We start from the raw sequence: 18867 nt of genomic DNA on the forward strand, positions 1-18867 counted from the left end.
GAATTAGCCTGGCAGTCAATGCGATTCGGCCGAGAGAGCCGAAATGGCGGCTCGACGGGCTTGGCCCGGAGATGCGCCGACCGCGGATTGAAATGCGCAGTAGCGCAGTGCAGCACGTCAACGATCAATGAGCGCCCAACGCGGGCGCTAGCATCCCTGAACTCCTCCGCCGCGGCACGGTCGGTCAGCAAAATCTGGAGCCGGCAGTTTCCGCCTCTGCACCTCAATAGCACTGCTTTCCATAGCATTTGGGATATCTGCCCGTCATTGATTGCAGCGTCGCGCGATTTGGCTGGGGTGCAGACCCGCGCTGCCTGTGTGGTTCGCGTCCGCGACCGGCTCTGGGTATGCTCGGCTCCCGTCGAGTTCAAGACCGACTTGCTCACACGGCGCAAGCCGCCGGACCCGTACCGATTGGACGGGGTCAAGCCCACCCATGATGGAACTATTGACGATTTGGTGCGTTACATGATCGAGGTATTGACCAGTTGTTCGCTGGGCGGCGCGGGCGCTGTGGTGCCCACCGCCGCGCGATCCGCCCTCAGCGCAGCCGACTTCGGAGTCGAACGGCCCACCGTGCCGGGCGCACGACGTTCACCTGGGGGTTCGCTCACGTGAAGGCCGACCAGAATGCCCACCGGGCCGATGTGACCCCGGCGTTTCAGACTCGAGCGCGCCGCGGTCGGCTCTTAACCCGATTCTGCACCGTTGTTGCAGCCGGGATGCTGACCGCTTCCGCCGTGGCACCGAGCCAGGCGACCCCGGCAGCGGCCGATCGCTGCGATGGTGGACCAGGTTGGGAGTTCACGTCTGACGAGTTCGACAACTCGTATGGCCGGCACGCCTTCGTCGGCAACGGCTACCTGTCGCAACAAGTGCCGCCGGCGGGCATGGGGTATGCGCAGACCGGTGAGGAGACCGGATTCCCCCTCTTCACACCGCGTTTCGACGGCGCTTTCACCGCGGGCTTGTACTCCGTGGCTCCGACCAAGCAGAGCTCCGTGCCCCGGCGTGCCATCGCGGCGATACCCACGTGGTCGACGTTGGAGGTACAGCAAGGCGCCCACAAGTACTCGCCCGATGTGTCCCCGAAGCAGGTGTCGAATTTTCGGCAGACGCTCAACGTCAGGTGCGGGCTACTGCGCACGTCGTTGACGTGGACGACACCAGACGGGCGTGCGACGGACCTGGAGTACCAGGTGCTGGCCGATCGAGCGAACCCGCACGTCGGGGCGGTGCGCCTGAAGATGACGCCGCACTGGAGCGGACCGGCTCAGGTCGTCGACCGAATCGATGGGGCCGGAGCACGGCGGGTACAGCCGACCGGGTCTGGTGCCGACGAAAACACCATTCATGTCGGCTTTTCCACCGACGGGGTGGGTGTGAACGGCGCGGTCGCGTCAACGCTGCAGGCCGGTCCGTCAGCAAAGGTGCGCGAACACCACCACCGCGCCGACGGTCTGACCGCTGAGCATGCCGTCGATTTCCAAGTCGAGCCGGGTCACACCTACGAATTCGCAAAGTTCGTGGGCGTGGACACCAGGCGCCGAGATGCCTCGACCGCGGTGCGGTTCTCCCGGGATGCGGCCGAGCGCGGTTGGGGCAATGTGTTCGCGACGCATGCCGAGCAGTGGTCGCGGCTGTGGCGAAGCGACGTCCGAGTTGTCGGGCGTCCACAGCTGCAGGACGCGTTGCGTTCAACGAACTACGCCCTGCTGTCCAGCATCCGTGAGGGTCAGGCCAGCAGCGTCGCGCCGGCCGGGCTGAGCAGTGACAACTACGCCGGGCTGATCTTTTGGGATACCGAGCTGTGGATGTACCCGAATCTGCTGCTCGCGCACCCCGAAATCGCGCGCAACATCATCGATTACCGGGTGACAACGCTGCCGGCAGCGCGCCGTAACGCGCAATCGATCGGCGAGAAGGGCGCTTTCTACCCGTGGACGAGTGCGGACACCGGCGATGTATACGCCGACTGCCACAGCTGGGATCCGCCGCACTGCCTGACCCAAAACCATCTGCAAAGTGACGTCGGGTTTGCCATGTGGCAGTACTACCTGGCCACCGGCGACCGGCAATGGCTACGCCACGACGGCTGGCCGGTCCTGCAGGCGGTCGCCGAGTACTGGGCCGGCCGCGTGCGGGTCAATCGTGACGGGAGCTACTCGGTTGCCAACGTCGCCGGGCCCGACGAGTACAGCAACGGTGTCACCGATGGCGTGTTCACCAACGCGGGCGCCGCCATGGCGCTCACCCGCGCCACCGAAGCGGCGCGGCTGATTGGCGAAACGGCACCCCCGCGATGGGAACAGATCGCCGAACACCTGCGGATTCCGTTCGACCAGAGCCACAAGGTGTTCATGCAGTACGACGGCTACCGAGACAGCACGATCAAGCAGGCCGACTCCGTATTGCTCCAATATCCGTTGGAGTGGCCGATGTCACGTGAAGCCGCGACCAACACCCTCGACTTCTACGCACCGCGCACCAACCCGGACGGTCCTGCCATGACGGATGCCGTGCACGCAATCGACGCGGCCGCCACCGGCGAACCGGGGTGTGCGACCAACACCTACCTGGACCGTTCCGTGCTGCCATACCTCAGAGCGCCATTCGCGCAGCTTTCGGAAACTCGCGATGACAGTGGCAGTGCGCGCACAGGGCCTCCGGCGTTTAGCTTCCTGACCGGCGGCGGCGGATTCACGCAGGTGTTCACCTTCGGTCTGACCGGCCTGCGACTGCGCGCCGACGGCATCGTCGTCGACCCGATGCTGCCGCCGCAGCTCGCCGACGGCGTGGAAGTTGCCAACCTGCATTGGCAGGGCCGCACCTTCGACATCGCCATCGGGCCCCAGACCACACAGGTCAGCCTTCGCGACGGTGAGCCATTCACGGTGCACGCCACGGACGGGGACCATGTGGTGAGCGCGCAAGAGCCGCTGGTCCTCCAGACCCGGCGCCCGGATCTCACACCGACCAGCGATGTCGCTCGGTGCCGACCCGCGACCGCCACATCGGAGGAGCCGGGACGGTACGCCGAGGCTGCGGTCGACGGCAACAACGCGACCAGCTGGGCGCCCAACGGAACCGCGGGCTCCCTCACTTTCGACTTGGGCCAGCCACGGCAGCTCACCAAGATCGCGACGGCGTGGACTGATGTTGCGCCGAGCTCCTTGCGCCTGTTCACCTCCGTTGATGGTGAGCATTTCAGCGAAACGGGGACCGAGCTTACGCCGCCGCGGCTAGCCCGCTACGTGAAACTGGAAGTCACCGGGCCAGCGCAGCAACATGTCGGATTGCGTGAATTGGTGGTAACCGATCGGAGTTGACGTTGCGGGTTTCAGGCGCCGGCTAGTCAGCCGACGGCATCACGGACGCGGGCAGCGACCTGCGATAGCAGCGCCTCGTCGTGCACCGGTGCCGCGTTGCTCGGCGCAATCGGCAACCGGACCCAACTGGTGCACCCCCCGAACTCCGGAACGCGGCGCACCCGCACGGGCTCGGCGAGCGGGATCGCCGACACCACCAGCACGGCAAGCTTGTGTTTGGGCCGGAAGTCGAGCCGCTCGGACCGTACCGACTCTGCGGTCCAGATGTGCAGATCCTCGATTTCTCCCAGCCCCTCCGGACGGTTGACGGGCAGTGCGGCAACAACTTTCGCTGCCGCACGGATCAGCAGGTGGTCGTCGGTGCTATCGGCAGCGGCGGCGGTCAGTAGATCCCGGTGCTCGGGTCGAACCCGCTCGGTGTGGCTGTGCGCCACCGTCGGAAACAGCAAAAACTCTTGCGCCGCAACCTCGAATCGCTTCTCACCGATGCCCCCCCTTGCGCAGCAGCACCTTCTGGCGCCCGTCCAGTAGCGCGTGCACCGCGGCGCTCCACTCCTTCAGCGCGGGCGTCATGGCGATTGCGAGCCCGCCAACCGCGCCACCACCTCTGGTCGGCGCTACGGCGGAACCGTCTTTGGCGGCTGCCGCCGGGGGGCTAGCCCGGCGAGCAACCGTGTCGTGGTCGCAGTGACTTCGGCGACCGCGGCTTCAAACGCTTCCGCGTTGGCAGCCGAGGGATGGGTGATCCCGCTGACTTTGCGCACATACTGGCGCGCCGCGGCCGCGATTTCCTGGGCAGTGGCCGGCGGCTCCAGCCCGCGCAGTTCGGTGATGTTCCGGCACATACCTCCACGATAGGCACCATGGGTCCGCTCGACCCCGCTACCCGCCAGCAGGAGTGCGTTGCATCACCCGATAGCGGAATCCGTATTTCTGCTCCGCCACGGCGGTATTCCTGCAGGCCGCTGTCATCGGCATGCCCTGCAGGTATGCGTTCGACTTCGCACTCGCCACCGAGCCGGCCAGGTCGAGCTGCTCATCGGCGGCGGCGTTGGCGAATTCTCGAACCCCAGCACCCCAACTGCTCGGCGTCGACAGGGATCCCGTCAACCGCGCCTTGCCCATTGCCGCCGACACCGGGCGGGTCAGCGTGCCCAAATCCTCCTCGAACTCCGCGGCGGCCCCGCCATGGGCGCCGTGCAGCATCGACCCCCAGTTGTCAACGACAGAGGATCCCGAGCCCCCGGCGCCACTGGCGGTCCCGGGAATGGCTTGCAGCGCTATCGATGTGGAAAACTGCACAATCCCCAGGGCGAAGTAGCTTTGCCCCAACAGCCGGACCACCGTGGTCCTTTCGGCGGGCGTGATGCCGGGCAGGTGCGCTTCGAGCCATTGCGCCAACGCCGCGAGCCGCGGGAGGGCGACGGGTCGCCGGGTCGCCGCCAACAGCGTTGACCCGCCAGCCACCGCGGTTGTGGTGGCGGCTTTTCCCATCGCGGATGCTTGCCACAGCGGTCCAGGCAGGTTGGTCGTCGCGGGCGGCGGCACGAAGGGGGTCAGCCTGGTGGCGGTCGCCGAGGATGCGGCGTAGCCGTACATCGCGGCGGCGTCCTGGGCCCACATCTCGGCGTATTGGGCCTCCGTGACCGCGATCGCCGGGGTGTTCTGACCGAAGAAGTTGGTGACGATGAGCGTCGTCAACAAGACCCGGTTAGCCGCGACCACGGGCGGGGGCACGGTCATGACGAATGCCGCCTCATAGGCGGCCGCGGCCGACCGCGCCTGACTGGCGGTCCGTTCGGCCCGGATGGCGCTGGCGCGCAACCATGCCACATACGGGGCGGACGCACCCACCATCGAAGCCGCCGCCGGACCGACCCACGGCCCACTCGTCAGCTCGGAAATCACCGATGTATAGCCGGAGGCCAGCACACCGAGCTCGAAGGCGACCGCATCCCATGCCGCCGCGGCCGCCAGCATGGATCGCGAGCCTGGGCCGAAATACATCAGCGCAGAGTTGATTTCGGGTGGTCGTGCCCCATAGTCGGCATGGGCCATCAGCGCTTTCCCGATTGGATGCGGTCGCCTGAATACAGGAAAGTCTGCATCGGGACATCGCCATAGGTTGGGTCAGCACTTGTGTCCTGGCTGTCGGGCGGGACCGTTATCACGTTGGTCGCGATCACGTTTCAGCCGGCAAAGGGTGGGCGTGCCATCACGGTGGGGCGGACACCGTATCGGGGACCCGAACCGGATGCGCCGAGCCCGGGACCGCCAAGCGGCATGCCCCCCAACAGGTTCCCGGCGCCTCCACCGTCGGGTGCGAACTTGAGCGTCTCGATCGGCATGCGTGCTGGCATGGACTCGAGATCCGGGACGGACTGCGCCCACGACGGCGGCACCGACAACCGCCCCAGCGACGCGGCGTGCCCCAGATGTGCCGATACCTGCCCGCCGCCGTCAATCAGGCCGCCCAGACCGGCTAACCCACTGGCGGCGCCGCCAGTGGCCGCCGCGGTGGTGCCGCTGAGCAATCCCAGGGTCTTGCTCATCTGAATGAAGTTGTTCGCCATCCCAATGCTGAAATAGGGCAAGCCCTCGGTGTTGTAGAAAAAGCTGGCATATGGCTGCAAATCGGTGAGCAGCGCCGAAATCGAGGTGGGGAAAGTCGTTCCGAACAAGATTTGCCACAGCCAACCCAGCGGGGAGTCTGGTGTGGTCGAGGCTGCAAGGGGCGCAACAATGCCATGCAACGCCTTGGGGATCTCCGAAATTAGCCGCGACAGCGTTGTTTGACTGGTGCCGGCCAATGTTGCCGCCGAGTGTGCGACCGCAGCGATCTGCCCGGAACCGGCGCCGGGGCTAACGATCTGCTGCGGCTGCGTGAACGGGGTCAACTCCGTGGCCGACGAGGTGGCCGCGGCGTACTCGTACATGGCCGCGGCGTCTTGAGCCCACATCTGGCCGTACTCGGTTTCCAAGGCGGTAATCACCGCGGTGTTCTGACCGAAGACATTCGATGCGATCAGCTCGGCCAACCGCACCCGATTCGCCGAGATCAGCGGCGGTGGCACCACCGCACCAAACGCGGTCTCGTAGGCCGCCGCCGAGGCTCTGGCCTGCATCGCCGTGTGCTCGGCCTGTGCGGCGGTGGCCCGCATCCAGACCACATAGGGCGCGACCGCATCTGCCATCGCCACCGATGCCGGGCCCAGCCACCCTTCCTCGACCAGCCCGATGACCAGGGATTCATAGCTGGTCGCCGCCGAATCCAACTCCGCGGCAACGCGGTTCCAGACCGATGCCGCAGCGGTCATCGACGTCGACCCCGGACCCATATACATAAGCGCGGAGGTGACTTCAGGCGGTCTGCGCCCAAAATCCATCTCTTCGTCTCCTCACCTCGGAAGTAGCAGCGGTTACGAGATCTGCGCCGGCTGTGCCGCAGACACCCAAAAAGCGAGCCCGTCAACAGTTTTCCTACAAAACAGTTGCTATATGCAGTAATTGGCCGCTCGCAGGAAACGGTAGCGTCTATTCACGCGAAACCCAAGTGGGTTCAACACTGTTCACCGTTGATACACCACCCAGCCACTCCAAATTCGGCGCCGAGGGCTGCGGCCCCTTCCTGCCAACCAGCCGGATAGGGGTCCTTGCCAGCGCCGACTACGGTGAAATCATGACCAACGAAATCCTGCTGATTGATACTGCTGAGCGGGTGCTCACTTTGACCCTCAACCGCCCGCAATCACGCAATGCTCTATCGGCGGCCCTGCGGGATCAGTTTTTCGCGGCTCTCGCCGCGGCCGAGACCGACGACGACGTCGACGTCATCATCCTCACCGGCGCCGATCCGGTGTTCTGCGCCGGACTGGATCTCAAGGAGCTCGGCGGGCAATCAGCACTGCCCGACATCTCGCCGCGCTGGCCGGCCCTCACCAAGCCGGTGATCGGAGCCATCAACGGTGCCGCGGTGACGGGCGGACTCGAACTCGCCTTGTACTGCGACATCCTGATCGCCTCCGAGCAGGCACGCTTCGCCGACACTCACGCGCGAGTCGGACTGTTGCCCACCTGGGGCCTCAGCGTGCGGTTGCCCCAGAAGGTGGGCGTGGGCCTGGCCCGGCGCATGAGCCTCACCGGGGACTACCTTTCGGCCACCGACGCGCTGCGCGCGGGCCTGGTCACCGAGGTCGTGGAGCACCAGCAACTGCTGCCCGCCGCACGCCAGGTCGCGGCGTCCATCGTTGGCAACAACCAGAACGCGGTCCGAGCCTTACTCGCGTCCTACCACCGCATCGATGATTCTTCGACCGCGCAGGGGCTGTGGCTGGAAGCAACTGCCGCTAGAGAATTCCGGACCAGCGGCGACGATATCGCGGCCAACCGCGAGGCTGTCCTCAATCGCGGACGTTCCCAAGTGCGGTAGCGATCACACCGCGCTTGCCTGAACGCAGAACTGCAGGGATCCTTGCCAGATGACCGATCCCCATGACGTCGTCGTCATCGGTAGCGGTCCAGCCGGATTGAGCAGTGCGTTAACGCTCGCCCGAGCCCGAAGATCCGTCCTGGTCATCGATGGCGGGCAACCGCGCAATGCGCGGTCAGCCGGGGTCCATGATTTCTTGACCCGCGACGGTTTTGCCCCCGCGGATCTCATTTCCGCCGGTCATGCCGAAATTGCGGGTTATGGCGGCCAACTCCGCCAGGGCCAGGTCATGGCGGCACACCGCAACGGATCGATGTTCGAGGTTTCCATCACCGACTGCAGCACGATTCGCGCACGCAAGCTGCTTATCGCTTCGGGGCTGGTGGACCATTTGCCCGACATCACCGGCCTGGCCGAGCTATGGGGCACCGATGTGCTGTATTGCCCGTACTGCCACGGGTGGGAGGTGCGAGACCAGCCGATCGGCGTCCTGGCAACCGGGCCCGAATCCGTCCATCAGGCCCTCATGTTCCGACAGTGGAGTCCGCGGATCACGCTCTTTCTCAACGGCGCAGTCGATCCGAGCGAACCCGAGCGAGCCCGGCTGCACGCCCGCCAGATCGAAGTCATAACCTCGCCGGTCACCGAGGTTGTCAGCAACGACGGGCGACTAGAGGCCGTCGCGCTCGCCGACGGCAACCGCGTCGCGCTGGCAGCGCTCGCGCTGTTGCCGCGGATGGTCGCCAACACCGATTTCCTAGAACCGCTGGGGCTTCGCTTGGTGACCCACCCGTCGGGTTTCGGCGAGAATCTGAAGACCGATGGCAGCGGCCGTACCTCGGTGCCCGGCGTCTACGCCGCCGGCAACGCGGCCGACATTTCGGCTCACGTGGTCAACTCGGCGTCTTCTGGCCTGCTCGCCGCTATGGCCATCAACGCCGACCTGGTCGACGAGGACACCGAGCAAGCACTTCTGGGGGTTGCTGACCGATGACATCGGGTCCGCGATAGCACCGGTACTGCTCAACGGATGCGCGACTCGGTTCGACTATCGAAGAAGCACACTTCCTGCGGATTCGGCGCGCGATCGACAACGAATCCCCCGCACCGACGGTGGTGTGTCGGTCGGACCGGATCACGATCCGCCGGGTCCGTGACGACCACCCGTCCTGGGCGACGGGGGTTGCGTAGATGAACGATTCGAAGCCCAATTCCTCGACCTGTTCGACGCGAACACCCAATGATGCGGCGGCATCGCCTCCTACCACATCCCAGGACTCCGGCCGGACGCCAATCAGCACCCGGTCGGCGGCGCCGCGCGGAACCGGTATCACCAGACCGGACAGTCGCGCCACCCCATCGGCGACCGAAGCCTCGATGAGGTTCATCGCCGGCGCCCCGATGAAAGTGGCGACGAAAGTGTTCACCGGGTTGTCATACAATTCCCGGGGCGTATCAACCTGTTGCAGCACACCGTCTTTGAGTACGGCGACCCGATGGCCCATTGTCATGGCCTCCACATGGTCGTGTGTGACGTACACGGTGGTGGTGCCCAGCTGACGTTGCAGCCCCGAGATGTGCGATCTGGTGCTCACTCGCAGCTTGGCATCCAAATTCGACAACGGTTCGTCCATGCAAAAGACCCGCGGCCGGCGCACGATGGCTCGTCCCATCGCCACCCGCTGGCGCTGTCCACCCGAAAGCTTCGACGGCTTACGATCCAGCAGCTCGGTCAGTTCCAGCATGCTGGCAACTTCGAGAACTCGTTGCCGAGTGTCCGCGCGCGACATGCCGGCATTGCGCAACGCAAATCCCATGTTCTGCGCCACCGTCATATTCGGGTAAAGCGCGTAGTTCTAGAATACCATCGCGACATCGCGAGCCCGCGGCGGAAGGTCGGTGACATCCGTATCGCCGATAGTAATACGACCGCTCTCAACGGATTCCAGTCCGGCCAGCACCCGCAGTATGGTGGATTTGCCGCAACCGGAAGGGCCGACCAGCACCAGAAACTCGCCGTCGGCGATCTCGAGGTCCAGGTTGTTCACAGCGGGCGCACCACTGCCTGGATACCGATAGGTGACCCCGGAGTACTGCACTTTAGCCATGCTGGCGAAGCTTTCGCACGATCTGTCGGTCCAGAATGATCTGCAGCTGCCTTTCAATACTTGCGAATGTCTTTGCCACGTTTGTTCCCCGCAACCCGATGGACTCGAGCCCGGCGGAGATGATTCGATCGGCACCGGGCAGGAAGACCCGCGCGTAGTCCTGCGGGCGGGTGTGGGGAAGCTGGTTGATCGCAACTCTGGCGCGCGGATGATCCGCCAAATACTTCTGTTCGCTGGGGACATCGGCTGCCGACTTTCGCACCGCCAGATATCCGGTGCGCTGACTGAAATAGGCGGTATTGACTGGGTTGGTGATGTACTCGATGAACCTGAGTGCGTTGCGCTTGCGTTCGTCGGAGAGCTTGGTGGGAATCGCCAGGCCCGCCCCACCTGTCGGGCATCCGGGGGCTCCGCCCGGGCCGGTAGGCCAGGGCTCCGGCGTTGTTGATTAGCAGGCTTGTGAGCTGGGGAATTGTGGATTGAGGAGGTCTAGGCGGCGGTTGGCGGTCAAAGCGGTGATCCGGCAGGCTTCGGCGATGAACGCCGGAGCCCTGGCCGGTAGGCACGGGCGCCGCACCAAAGTCGAATTTGGCCATCTGGGTAATGCCGGTCAGCGAGCCGGTCGAGGCGACCGCGGAGGCCATGATTCCGGTGGCGAATTCGTTGGCGATGTTGTTGGCGACCGCCGCATAACGCTTGGTATGGATGCTGTCCCGGTAAAAGTTGCCCGCCGCGATGGTGTCGGGGTCGGTGAATCGCAGCGTCCACAGATCCGAGTAAGAACCATCGAAGGTCCAGTTCACTCCTTGGAACGTCCACGAGATCAATTCGGCATTGGCCCAGCCGTGGGCCCACTGCCGTTCATCGACGACGCGTTGTAGCCGCGGGCCCCAGTCATCGAATTCTTGCCAACTGTTCGGCCCGCGATCGGGCAATCCGGCCCGCTGCCATACCGCCTTGTTGTAGTAGAACAGCGGCGTCGAGCGCGCATAGGGCAACGCGTAATGCCGTCCGTTGAACTCGTAGTCGGCCAGCAGTGTGTCCACATAATCAGAGGTGTCCACACCGATCTGGCGAAATAGTTTATCGAGGGGGGGAAATCACGCCGCTCAAGGCAAAGTGAAACCACCAGATATCTTCCAGCACAACCACATCGGGCACGTCATCGCCGATAAGTGCGGCGTTGAACTTCAGGGCTCCGGCGTTAACGCCGGAGCCCTGCGTTGAACTTCTCCGCCACTTCGTCGTAGTCCATGCCGGCATCGACCAATTTGACCGACAAGCCGGGAAACTGCTGCTGAAAACAGTCGATCAGAACCTTCTCCACGCCGGATGATTGACCCGGATGATTGGACCAGAACGAGATCGGTCCGGGCCCCGACTTGATCGAGACGTTGTTGGTGATCCCGGCGCATCCGGCCGTCACACCGGCCGCGGCAGCACTTGCGAGCGACAGAAACCGTCTGCGATGCATGGAGTTCATGGCCCACTACCCCTTAACCGCACCCGAGGTGAGGCCCTTGATCATGCGCCGCTGCAATCCGATGAAGATGACCAGGATCGGCAACATCGCCAACAGTGTCACTGCCATCACCGGACCCCAGTTCGTCACGCCCTCGGCCTGCTGAAGGAAAGTCAGCCCCACTGGCAGCGGCGCCACCGATTCGTCGTCGGACATCAGAAATGGCCACAGGTATTCATTCCATTCGTTGACGACTGTAATGATGCCGAAGGCCACCATGGTGGGACCGGACATCGGCAACACCACTCGAAATAGCAGTTGCCACCAACGCGCCCCGTCCATCCGCGCGGCCTCGATGACCTCGCTGGGCAGCGACAAAAAGTGATTGCGCATCAGGAAGGTTCCGAACGCGACTCCGGCAAGGGGCAAGATGATGCCGGGAAACGTGTTGCGCAGCCCCAGCTGAGCGATCAGCGCGTAGTTGGAGATGACGGTGATCTGGTTGGGCACCATCAGCGCGGCAATGATCAACAAGAACACCGGGGTTTTGCCCGGGAACTGGACAAACACCAAGCCGAATGCGCTGAACACACCGAGGGCGAACTTCACCACAGCCAGCACCGAGGTGATAATCACCGAGTTACGCAGGAAGGTCCAAAACGGGATCTGCCGGGTGGCCGTCCAATAGTTCTGCGGATACCAGTGCGGCGGCCACCAGTTGGTCGGTTGTGAGTAGATGTCCGCCTGTTCCTTGAACGAGGTGAAGAACACGAACAGTAGCGGCCCGGCCACCACAGCCATCACCAACAACATGGCGACATAGCCGAGCACACGAACGATGGCCCTCGAGCCGCGCGGGCGCAAGGACATCACTGCTGCTGCCCTCTATCCATGACTCGCACCTGGTAGTAGGTGACGACCAACAGGAAAAGAAACATCATCGTTGCGATGGTGGCGCCGTAGCCGGCGCGGAAGTTTCGGAAGGTCTCCAGATACACCTGGTACACCATCGTTGTGGTCCCGGTTCCTTCCGGTCCGCCGCGGGTCATGACGTTGATTACATCGAACACCTGCAGCGAGTTGATCAGCACCGTAATCGACAGGAAGAAGGTGGTTGGCCGCAACTGCGGCAGCAGTACCCGCCGAAAGCTCGTCCACCGGCTCGCGCCGTCGATTTCTGCGGCCTCCAATAGATCTCGACGCACGCCCTGCAACGCCGCCAGATAGATCACGCAGGTGTATCCGAGGTTCTTCCACACATAGGTGACCGTCACCATGAACAACGCCCAGGGCGTGTCCTGGTAGAAGTCGGGAGCGTTGACCCCGACCCGGTGCAACAAGTCTTGCACCAGACCGAAATGTGGATCGAACACGAACTGGGCTGCCAGACCGACGGCCGCACCCGAGATCACAAACGGTGCGAAGACCGTTGAGCGCACCAGGTTTCGCCCGCGCAACGGTTGGTCGAGCAGCATCGCCAGCAGCAGTCCCAGCACCATCGATCCGGCCACCGCTGCGGTGGTGAAAATCGCCGTGTTGGCCACGATCTGGCGGGTGTCCGGACGACTGAACCACTCGATGTAGTTGGAGAATCCGACGAATTCCGCAGTGGGGTCGGAGATATTCCAGTCAAAGAACGACAACCTGATATTGTCGACCAATGGGCGGTAGACGAACAGCAACAACAATGCCAGGTTGGGGCCCACCAAAGCGACGAATAGCGCGTAATCCCGCCACGACCGGTTCCGCCGTGGCCGCGTCGTCGTCACCGGCGCAGTGTATCGGCGGTTGCTGGGGAGTTCTCGTCAAGATCCAAGATCGGCGCCGGGCGAGTCAAGCCGTCCCCGTCAAGGCCCACCGGCCACTCATCGCCCGCCATCCGACGAATATCAGCCGCAGCACGATGAAGGTGGCAAGGCCCGACCAGATGCCCGCCAGCCCCCAGCCGTACACCAACGACAGCCAGGTGAGCGGCAAGAACCCCGCCAGCGCGCTGACCACGGTCGCGGTACGCATGAAGGCGGCGTCACCAGCACCCAACAACACCCCGTCGAGTGCGAAAACGATTCCGGCAAAAGGTAACTGCGCAACAAGGAACCACCACGGCACGGTGACCGCCGCGAGCACCGCCGCATCGTCGGTGAACAGCGCGGGCAGCACCGGGGCCCCCAGCGCCAAAGCCGCCGCCAACATGCCCGCGGCAAGCAGCGAAAACACTGTCACCCGCCATGCCACCCACTTCGCGTGTGCGGCGTCCCCGGCCCCGAGTGCCGCCCCCACCAGCGATTGGGCCGCAATGGCCAGTGAATCGAGAACCAGGGCGAAAAAGCCCCACAGCTGCAGCACCACCTGGTGTGCAGCCAGAGCGGCAGCGCCGAACCTGGCAGCCACCGCCGCGGCCGAGATAAAACACGCCTGGAACCCCATCGTCCGCACGATCAGATCGCGAGCCAGCACCAATTGCTCCCGCAGTATGTGGCGGTCGGGTCGCAACGACACCCGCTCGGCGAGCAGCGCGCCCCCGAACAGCAACGCCGCCAGCCACTGCCCCACCAGATTGGCCACCGCCGAGCCGGCCAGTTCCATTCGCGGCAAGCCCAGCCAGCCGTACACCAGCAGCGGACACAGCAGTGCCGACAACCCAAAACCGGCAACCACGTAGCGCAGCGGCCGAACGGTGTCCTGCACGCCCCGCATCCAGCCGTTGCCCGCGAGCGAGATGAGAATCGCCGGCGTGCCCAAAATGGCGATCCGCAGCCAGGGCAGCGCCGTCCCCGCGATATCGCCGCTACCCGCGCGGGCCCCGGCGATCACCGAGACCAGGGGCACCGCGGCGATCTGCACCACAAGGATGGTCAACAGCCCGAGCGCCACCGCCAACCAGGTCGCCTGCACGCCTTCGGCGACCGCCGCCACCCGGTCGCCCGCCCCGTAGTGGCGCGCCGAACGCGCCGTCGTGCCGTAGGACAGAAACGTCGCCTGAGAACCGACCAGGCCCAGAACCAGACTGCCGATGGCCAGACCCGCCAGGGCCAAAGCCCCAAGCCGACCTATCACTGCGGTATCGAACAACAGATACAGCGGCTCGGCGGCCAGCACACCCAGCGCGGGCAACACCAGCGCTGCGATCTTGCGGCCGCCGGCGTCGGGCCGCCCGGCGTCGGGCCCCATTTCCCGCAAAGAGGGTCAGCCCAGCGCTGCGAGCAGCGACGCCACGACGTCATCGATCGAGCCGGTGGTCGAATACCCCGCCGCCAGCAGGTGGCCCCCGCCACCGAACGCTGAGGCGACCACGCTCAAATCGATGTCCTTCTTGGCCCGCATCGACACCGACCACTGCTGGGGGTCGACCTCTTTGAAAACGACCGCGACCTCGGCCTGCCGGGTGGTGCGCACGATGTCGACGATGCTCTCCACCTCTTCGGCGCGCGCCCGCACAAACTCCTGGTGCTCGACGACCGCGTAGACCAATCCCCGACCGGCTACCGCCTCGGGCAGCAGCTGCGCCGAGCCGAGCACCCGGGAGAGCATCGGCAACCACATGAACGGGTGGGTATCCATCAGCGATCGGCTGATCGCGGCGTTGTCCACGCCGATGTCCACCAGCCGGGCCGCCAGCCGCAGGCCGCGCGGACTCGCCCACCTAAACGACCCGGTGTCGGTGGTGAGACCGGCATAGATGCAGTGCGCGACGTCCAGATCGATCGGCTTGCCCCACGCATCGAGAATCTCGGCCACCATCATGGTGGTCGAGTCGGCCGAGCAATCGATGAAGTTGGCCGTGCCAAACTCGGCGTTGGACGCGTGGTGATCGATGACCAGCACGCTGCGGCCCGGATCGGCCAGGTCACTGAGCCCACCGAGACGCTTGATGCTGGGGACGTCGACGGTCACCATCAAGTCGACGTCGCGGCGCATCTCGTCGGCATCGACAAGCAGGGCGCAACCGGGCAGCGACGCCAGCGACTCAGGCAGCGTGGCGGGGGCGGCGAAACTCACCTCGACCTGCTTGCCGCACCCGTCCAACACCAACGCCAGGGCCAGCCCCGCGCCGATCGTGTCGGCGTCGGGGTGGACATGGGCGATTACCGCAATGCTGTCGGCGGCCGAAAGCAGCTCGGCCGCGCCGACGGCGTCGACGCGCACCCCCGGACATCGCATCTGCTCAATCTTCGGCTTGGTAGTCGTCACCGGTGTTCTCAGCCTCGAGCCCGTCGCTAGTTCGAATGACCAGTCCCCCGGCATCCGACGGTTCGTCGGCCGATCCCCTGTCGCGGTAGGGATCGGCCTCCCCCGCCGGCTTGGCACCGACTCGCACCCGCGCCAGATCTGCGTCGGCGGCGCGGGCACGGGCCAACAACTCGTCCATCCGATGCACGGTGTCGGACGTGACGTCCCGGGTGAACGTCAGGGTCGGGGTGAAGCGCACGCCAGTGCCGGCTCCGACCTTGGTGCGCAGCACCCCCTTGGCCCGTTCCAGTGCCGCCGCGGCGGCCGCGTAGTCCGGCTCATCGTCCAACGTCGGCCCCATCACGGTGTAGTACACCGTCGCATCGTGCAGATCGGCCGTCACCTTGGCGTCGGTGATGGTCACCCCGACCAGCCCCGGATCCTTGATCTCGTACTCGATCGCCGACGCGACGATCGTGGTGATCCGTTTGGCCAGCCGGCGCGCTCGCGCCGGGTCAGCCATGCTCGCGCCCCATCAGGAGCGGTCTTTCTGGACCAGCTCGTAGGACTCGATGAAGTCGCCCTCTTTGAGGTCGGAGTAGCCCAGCGTCATACCGCACTCGAATCCCTCGCGGACCTCGGTCACGTCGTCCTTCTCCCGACGCAACGAGTGAATCGAGAGGTTCTCGACGACCACGATGTTGTCTCGCAACAACCGGGCCTTCGCGTTGCGGCGAACCACACCGGAGCTGATCATGCAGCCCGCGATGAGGCCGACCTTCGAGGACCGGAACAGCGCCCGGATCTCTGCGCGCCCGAGCTCGACCTCTTCGTAGATCGGCTTGAGCATGCCGCGCAGGGCCTTCTCGATCTCATCGATCGCCTGGTAGATGACCGAGTAGTAGCGAATCTCCACACCTTCGCGGTTGGCCAGCTCGGTGGCCTTGCCCTCGGCACGCACGTTGAAACCGATGATGATCGCATCCGAAGCCGACGCCAGGTTGACGTTGGTCTCGGTGATGCCACCGACACCGCGGTCGATGACACGCAGGGCCACCTCGTCGTCGACCTCGATACCCATCAGGGCCTCTTCCAGCGCCTCGACAGTACCGGCGTTGTCGCCCTTGAGGATCAGGTTGAGCTGGCTGGTTTCCTTCAGCGCCGAATCCAGATCTTCCAGGCTGATCCGCTTGCGACTGCGCGCCGCCAACGCGTTGCGCTTGCGAGCGCTGCGCCGGTCGGCGATTTGGCGGGCGATCCGGTCCTCGTCCACGACCAGGAAGTTGTCACCGGCACCGGGGACCGAGGTGAAGCCGATCACCTGGACCGGACGCGACGGTAGCGCCTCTTCCACGTCCTCGCCGTGCTCGTCGACCATCCGGCGCACGCGGCCGTAGGCGTCGCCGGCCACCACCGAGTCGCCGACCCGCAGCGTGCCGCGTTGCACCAGCACGGTGGCCACCGGGCCACGACCACGGTCCAGGTGCGCTTCGATCGCCACACCCTGGGCCTCCATGTCGGGGTTGGCCCGCAGATCCAGGGCCGCGTCGGCGGTAAGCAGCACCGCCTCCTCGAGCGCCTCGATGTTGGTGCCTTGCTTGGCCGAGATGTCGACAAACATCGTGTCGCCACCGAAATCCTCAGCGACCAAACCGTATTCGGTGAGCTGACCGCGGATCTTGGCCGGGTCGGCGCCCTCCTTGTCGATCTTGTTGACCGCCACCACGATCGGCACGTCTGCGGCCTGCGCGTGGTTGATGGCCTCAACCGTCTGCGGCATCACACCGTCGTCGGCGGCGACCACCAGGATGGCGATGTCGGTGGCCTTGGCACCGCGGGCACGCATGGCAGTGAACGCCTCGTGACCGGGGGTGTCAATGAAGGTGATCAACCGCTCGGTGCCATCGTGGTCCACGCTGACCTGGTAGGCACCGATGTGCTGGGTGATGCCACCGGCCTCGCCCTCGCGGACGTTGGCCTTACGGATGGTGTCCAGCAGTCGGGTCTTGCCGTGGTCGACGTGACCCATCACCGTGACTACCGGCGGTCGGGTCTGCAACTCGGACTCGTCGCCGGAGTCTTCGCCGTAGGTCAGATCGAAGGATTCCAGCAGCTCGCGGTCCTCGTCCTCGGGACTGACCACCTGGACGTTGTAGTTCATCTCGCTGCCGAGCAGCTCGAGGGTCTCGTCGCCGACCGACTGGGTGGCCGTGACCATCTCGCCGAGGTTGAACAGCGCCTGGACCAGTGCCGCCGGGTTGGCGTTGATCTTGTCCGCGAAGTCGGAGAGCGATGCTCCGCGCGCCAGCCGGATGGTTTCACCGTTGCCGTGCGGCAGCCGCACACCGCCGACGACCGGCGCCTGCATGTTCTCGTACTCGGCGCGTTTGGCCCGCTTGGACTTACGGCCGCGCCGGGGCGCGCCGCCGGGACGGCCGAAAGCACCGGCCGCACCGCCGCGCTGGCCGGGACGGCCGCCGCCACCACCGCCACCGGGACGGCCGCGGAAGCCGCCTCCAGGTGCGGCGCCAACGCCGCCGCCTCCGCCGCGGTAGTTACCGCCGCCACCATCTGACCGGCCGCCACCTGGCCCACCAGGACGACCACCACCGGGCCGCGGCGCGCCGGTACGCGGTGGGCGAGGCCCACCGGAAGCGCCGCCGGGACGCGGAGGCATGTTGCCGGGAGAAGCGCCGCCGGGGCGAGGCGCCCCTGGGCGCGGCGCCTGCGGGCGCGGAATGGGCCGATCAACCGGCTGCGCCGAGGAGAACGGGTTGTTGCCGACGCGGGGAGTACGAACTCCCGGCTTGGGCACCGGCCCCGGCCGTGCACCCGGAGCCATGCCCGGGTGAGGCGCTTGCGGAGCGGCCGGCTTGCCCGGTGTCGGCGCAGGCCGTTGCCCGGGAAGCGGCGCCTTCGGCGGCGCGGGCGCTGCCGAAGCAGCGGGGGCCGCCGGCGTCGCGGCCGGCGGTGCCACACCGGAGTCCGCGGGTTGCGCGGGCGCAGGCGCAGGCGCCCGCGCGGGAACGGGCGCCGGAGCACCGTTGCCTACCGCCTTGTCCAGAGCGGCGTCCAGAGACCTGTCCGGAGCCTTGGCCGCGGGGCTGGCACCCGGCACCTTCTGCGGGGCCTTGGCCACACCTTTGGCGGCACCCGTGTCGGAGCCTTTCGCCGGCGCCGACTTACCGCCACCGAACGATTCACGCAGCCTGCGGGCCACGGGAGCTTCCACCGTCGACGAGGCCGACTTGACGAATTCGCCCTGTTCACTCAGCCGGGCGAGCACTTCTTTGCTGGTTACACCGAGTTCCTTAGCCAACTCGTGTACGCGGGCCTTACCTGCCACTACATCTCCTGTCCATGAGGCGA

Annotated in this window: 13 protein-coding genes and 4 pseudogenes; 4 read left to right on the top strand and 13 right to left on the bottom strand. The window is 65.5% G+C overall.

Going from position 1 to position 18867, the window contains the following annotated elements; genetic code table 11:
- The first annotated feature begins 297 nt into the window (after positions 1-297).
- On the top strand, positions 298-618 hold the full coding sequence (locus MMSP_RS28885) for a hypothetical protein (protein WP_020724764.1): 321 nt from the start codon (positions 298-300) through the stop codon (positions 616-618).
- A 104-nt stretch (positions 619-722) separates the two neighbouring features.
- Positions 723-3329, top strand: a complete 2607-nt coding sequence (locus tag MMSP_RS19825) for a discoidin domain-containing protein (RefSeq protein WP_232022801.1) — start codon at positions 723-725, stop codon at positions 3327-3329.
- Positions 3330-3355: 26 nt separating this feature from the next.
- Here MMSP_RS19825 and MMSP_RS19830 read toward each other — a convergent pair.
- The 4 genes and pseudogenes from MMSP_RS19830 to MMSP_RS19845 form a co-directional block, all read right to left on the bottom strand.
- Positions 3356-3902, bottom strand: a pseudogene (locus MMSP_RS19830) (DUF1802 family protein).
- A 44-nt stretch (positions 3903-3946) separates the two neighbouring features.
- Positions 3947-4174, bottom strand: a complete 228-nt coding sequence (locus MMSP_RS19835) for a DUF2277 family protein (protein ID WP_020788045.1) — start codon at positions 4172-4174, stop codon at positions 3947-3949.
- A 37-nt stretch (positions 4175-4211) separates the two neighbouring features.
- Positions 4212-5387 (bottom strand): PPE family protein, encoded by a 1176-nt coding sequence (locus MMSP_RS19840; RefSeq protein WP_020788046.1) that lies wholly within the window; start codon positions 5385-5387, stop codon positions 4212-4214.
- A 131-nt stretch (positions 5388-5518) separates the two neighbouring features.
- Entirely contained in the window at positions 5519-6715 is a 1197-nt protein-coding gene (locus tag MMSP_RS19845) for a PPE family protein (RefSeq protein WP_012393699.1), read from the bottom strand.
- Between the two features lie 293 nt (positions 6716-7008).
- Here MMSP_RS19845 and MMSP_RS19850 point away from each other — a divergent pair, with 293 nt between their 5' ends.
- Together MMSP_RS19850 and MMSP_RS19855 are read left to right on the top strand one after the other, a co-directional pair.
- Positions 7009-7758 carry an enoyl-CoA hydratase gene (locus MMSP_RS19850; protein WP_036427437.1) on the top strand — a complete coding sequence of 250 codons (750 nt, stop codon included), beginning with the start codon at positions 7009-7011 and terminating at the stop codon, positions 7756-7758.
- A gap of 49 nt (positions 7759-7807) precedes the next feature.
- A complete protein-coding gene (locus MMSP_RS19855; protein ID WP_020788048.1) occupies positions 7808-8752 on the top strand; it encodes an NAD(P)/FAD-dependent oxidoreductase in 945 nt (314 codons plus the stop codon).
- 29 nt (positions 8753-8781) lie between these two features.
- On the opposite strand, the pseudogene MMSP_RS19860 reads toward MMSP_RS19855, so the two are convergent.
- The 9 genes and pseudogenes from MMSP_RS19860 to infB form a co-directional block, all read right to left on the bottom strand.
- Positions 8782-9866 (bottom strand): annotated as a pseudogene (locus tag MMSP_RS19860) (ABC transporter ATP-binding protein).
- Positions 9859-10293 (bottom strand): annotated as a pseudogene (locus MMSP_RS19865) (extracellular solute-binding protein); the annotation flags it as partial. The pseudogenes MMSP_RS19860 and MMSP_RS19865, both read right to left, overlap by 8 nt.
- A gap of 139 nt (positions 10294-10432) precedes the next feature.
- Positions 10433-11349: pseudogene (locus tag MMSP_RS19870) on the bottom strand (extracellular solute-binding protein); the annotation flags it as partial.
- Positions 11350-11355: 6 nt separating this feature from the next.
- Positions 11356-12198 (bottom strand): carbohydrate ABC transporter permease, encoded by an 843-nt coding sequence (locus MMSP_RS19875; protein ID WP_012393694.1) that lies wholly within the window; start codon positions 12196-12198, stop codon positions 11356-11358.
- Positions 12198-13097, bottom strand: coding sequence for a carbohydrate ABC transporter permease (locus MMSP_RS19880; RefSeq protein ID WP_011740164.1), 900 nt, complete (start codon positions 13095-13097; stop codon positions 12198-12200). Before MMSP_RS19880 ends, MMSP_RS19875 begins: the two co-directional genes overlap by 1 nt.
- Before the next feature lie 64 nt (positions 13098-13161).
- On the bottom strand, positions 13162-14499 hold the full coding sequence (locus MMSP_RS19885; protein WP_036426753.1) for an MATE family efflux transporter: 1338 nt from the start codon (positions 14497-14499) through the stop codon (positions 13162-13164).
- 15 nt (positions 14500-14514) lie between these two features.
- On the bottom strand, positions 14515-15489 hold the full coding sequence (locus MMSP_RS19890; protein WP_036426755.1) for a bifunctional oligoribonuclease/PAP phosphatase NrnA: 975 nt from the start codon (positions 15487-15489) through the stop codon (positions 14515-14517).
- A 4-nt stretch (positions 15490-15493) separates the two neighbouring features.
- Complete coding sequence (gene rbfA / locus MMSP_RS19895) at positions 15494-16021, bottom strand: 30S ribosome-binding factor RbfA (RefSeq protein ID WP_012393691.1); 528 nt, start codon at positions 16019-16021, stop codon at positions 15494-15496.
- A 12-nt stretch (positions 16022-16033) separates the two neighbouring features.
- Positions 16034-18844, bottom strand: coding sequence for a translation initiation factor IF-2 (gene infB / locus MMSP_RS19900; RefSeq protein ID WP_020788056.1), 2811 nt, complete (start codon positions 18842-18844; stop codon positions 16034-16036).
- Between the last annotated feature and the right edge of the window lie 23 nt (positions 18845-18867).

The sequence above is a fragment of the Mycobacterium sp. 012931 genome (assembly GCF_000419295.1).
GTDB lineage: Bacteria > Actinomycetota > Actinomycetes > Mycobacteriales > Mycobacteriaceae > Mycobacterium > Mycobacterium marinum.

What these genes read in the sequence shown, in the direction of transcription:
- MMSP_RS19825 (WP_232022801.1), top strand. Translation starts at nt 723, where the DNA reads ATGCTGACCGCTTCCGCCGTGGCACCGAGCCAGGCGACCCCGGCAGCG.
- MMSP_RS19835 (WP_020788045.1), bottom strand. Translation starts at nt 4,174, where the DNA reads ATGTGCCGGAACATCACCGAACTGCGCGGGCTGGAGCCGCCGGCCACT.
- MMSP_RS19840 (WP_020788046.1), bottom strand. Translation starts at nt 5,387, where the DNA reads ATGGCCCATGCCGACTATGGGGCACGACCACCCGAAATCAACTCTGCG.
- MMSP_RS19845 (WP_012393699.1), bottom strand. Translation starts at nt 6,715, where the DNA reads ATGGATTTTGGGCGCAGACCGCCTGAAGTCACCTCCGCGCTTATGTAT.
- MMSP_RS19850 (WP_036427437.1), top strand. Translation starts at nt 7,009, where the DNA reads ATGACCAACGAAATCCTGCTGATTGATACTGCTGAGCGGGTGCTCACT.
- MMSP_RS19855 (WP_020788048.1), top strand. Translation starts at nt 7,808, where the DNA reads ATGACCGATCCCCATGACGTCGTCGTCATCGGTAGCGGTCCAGCCGGA.
- MMSP_RS19875 (WP_012393694.1), bottom strand. Translation starts at nt 12,198, where the DNA reads ATGTCCTTGCGCCCGCGCGGCTCGAGGGCCATCGTTCGTGTGCTCGGC.
- MMSP_RS19885 (WP_036426753.1), bottom strand. Translation starts at nt 14,499, where the DNA reads ATGGGGCCCGACGCCGGGCGGCCCGACGCCGGCGGCCGCAAGATCGCA.
- MMSP_RS19890 (WP_036426755.1), bottom strand. Translation starts at nt 15,489, where the DNA reads ATGCGATGTCCGGGGGTGCGCGTCGACGCCGTCGGCGCGGCCGAGCTG.
- rbfA (WP_012393691.1), bottom strand. Translation starts at nt 16,021, where the DNA reads ATGGCTGACCCGGCGCGAGCGCGCCGGCTGGCCAAACGGATCACCACG.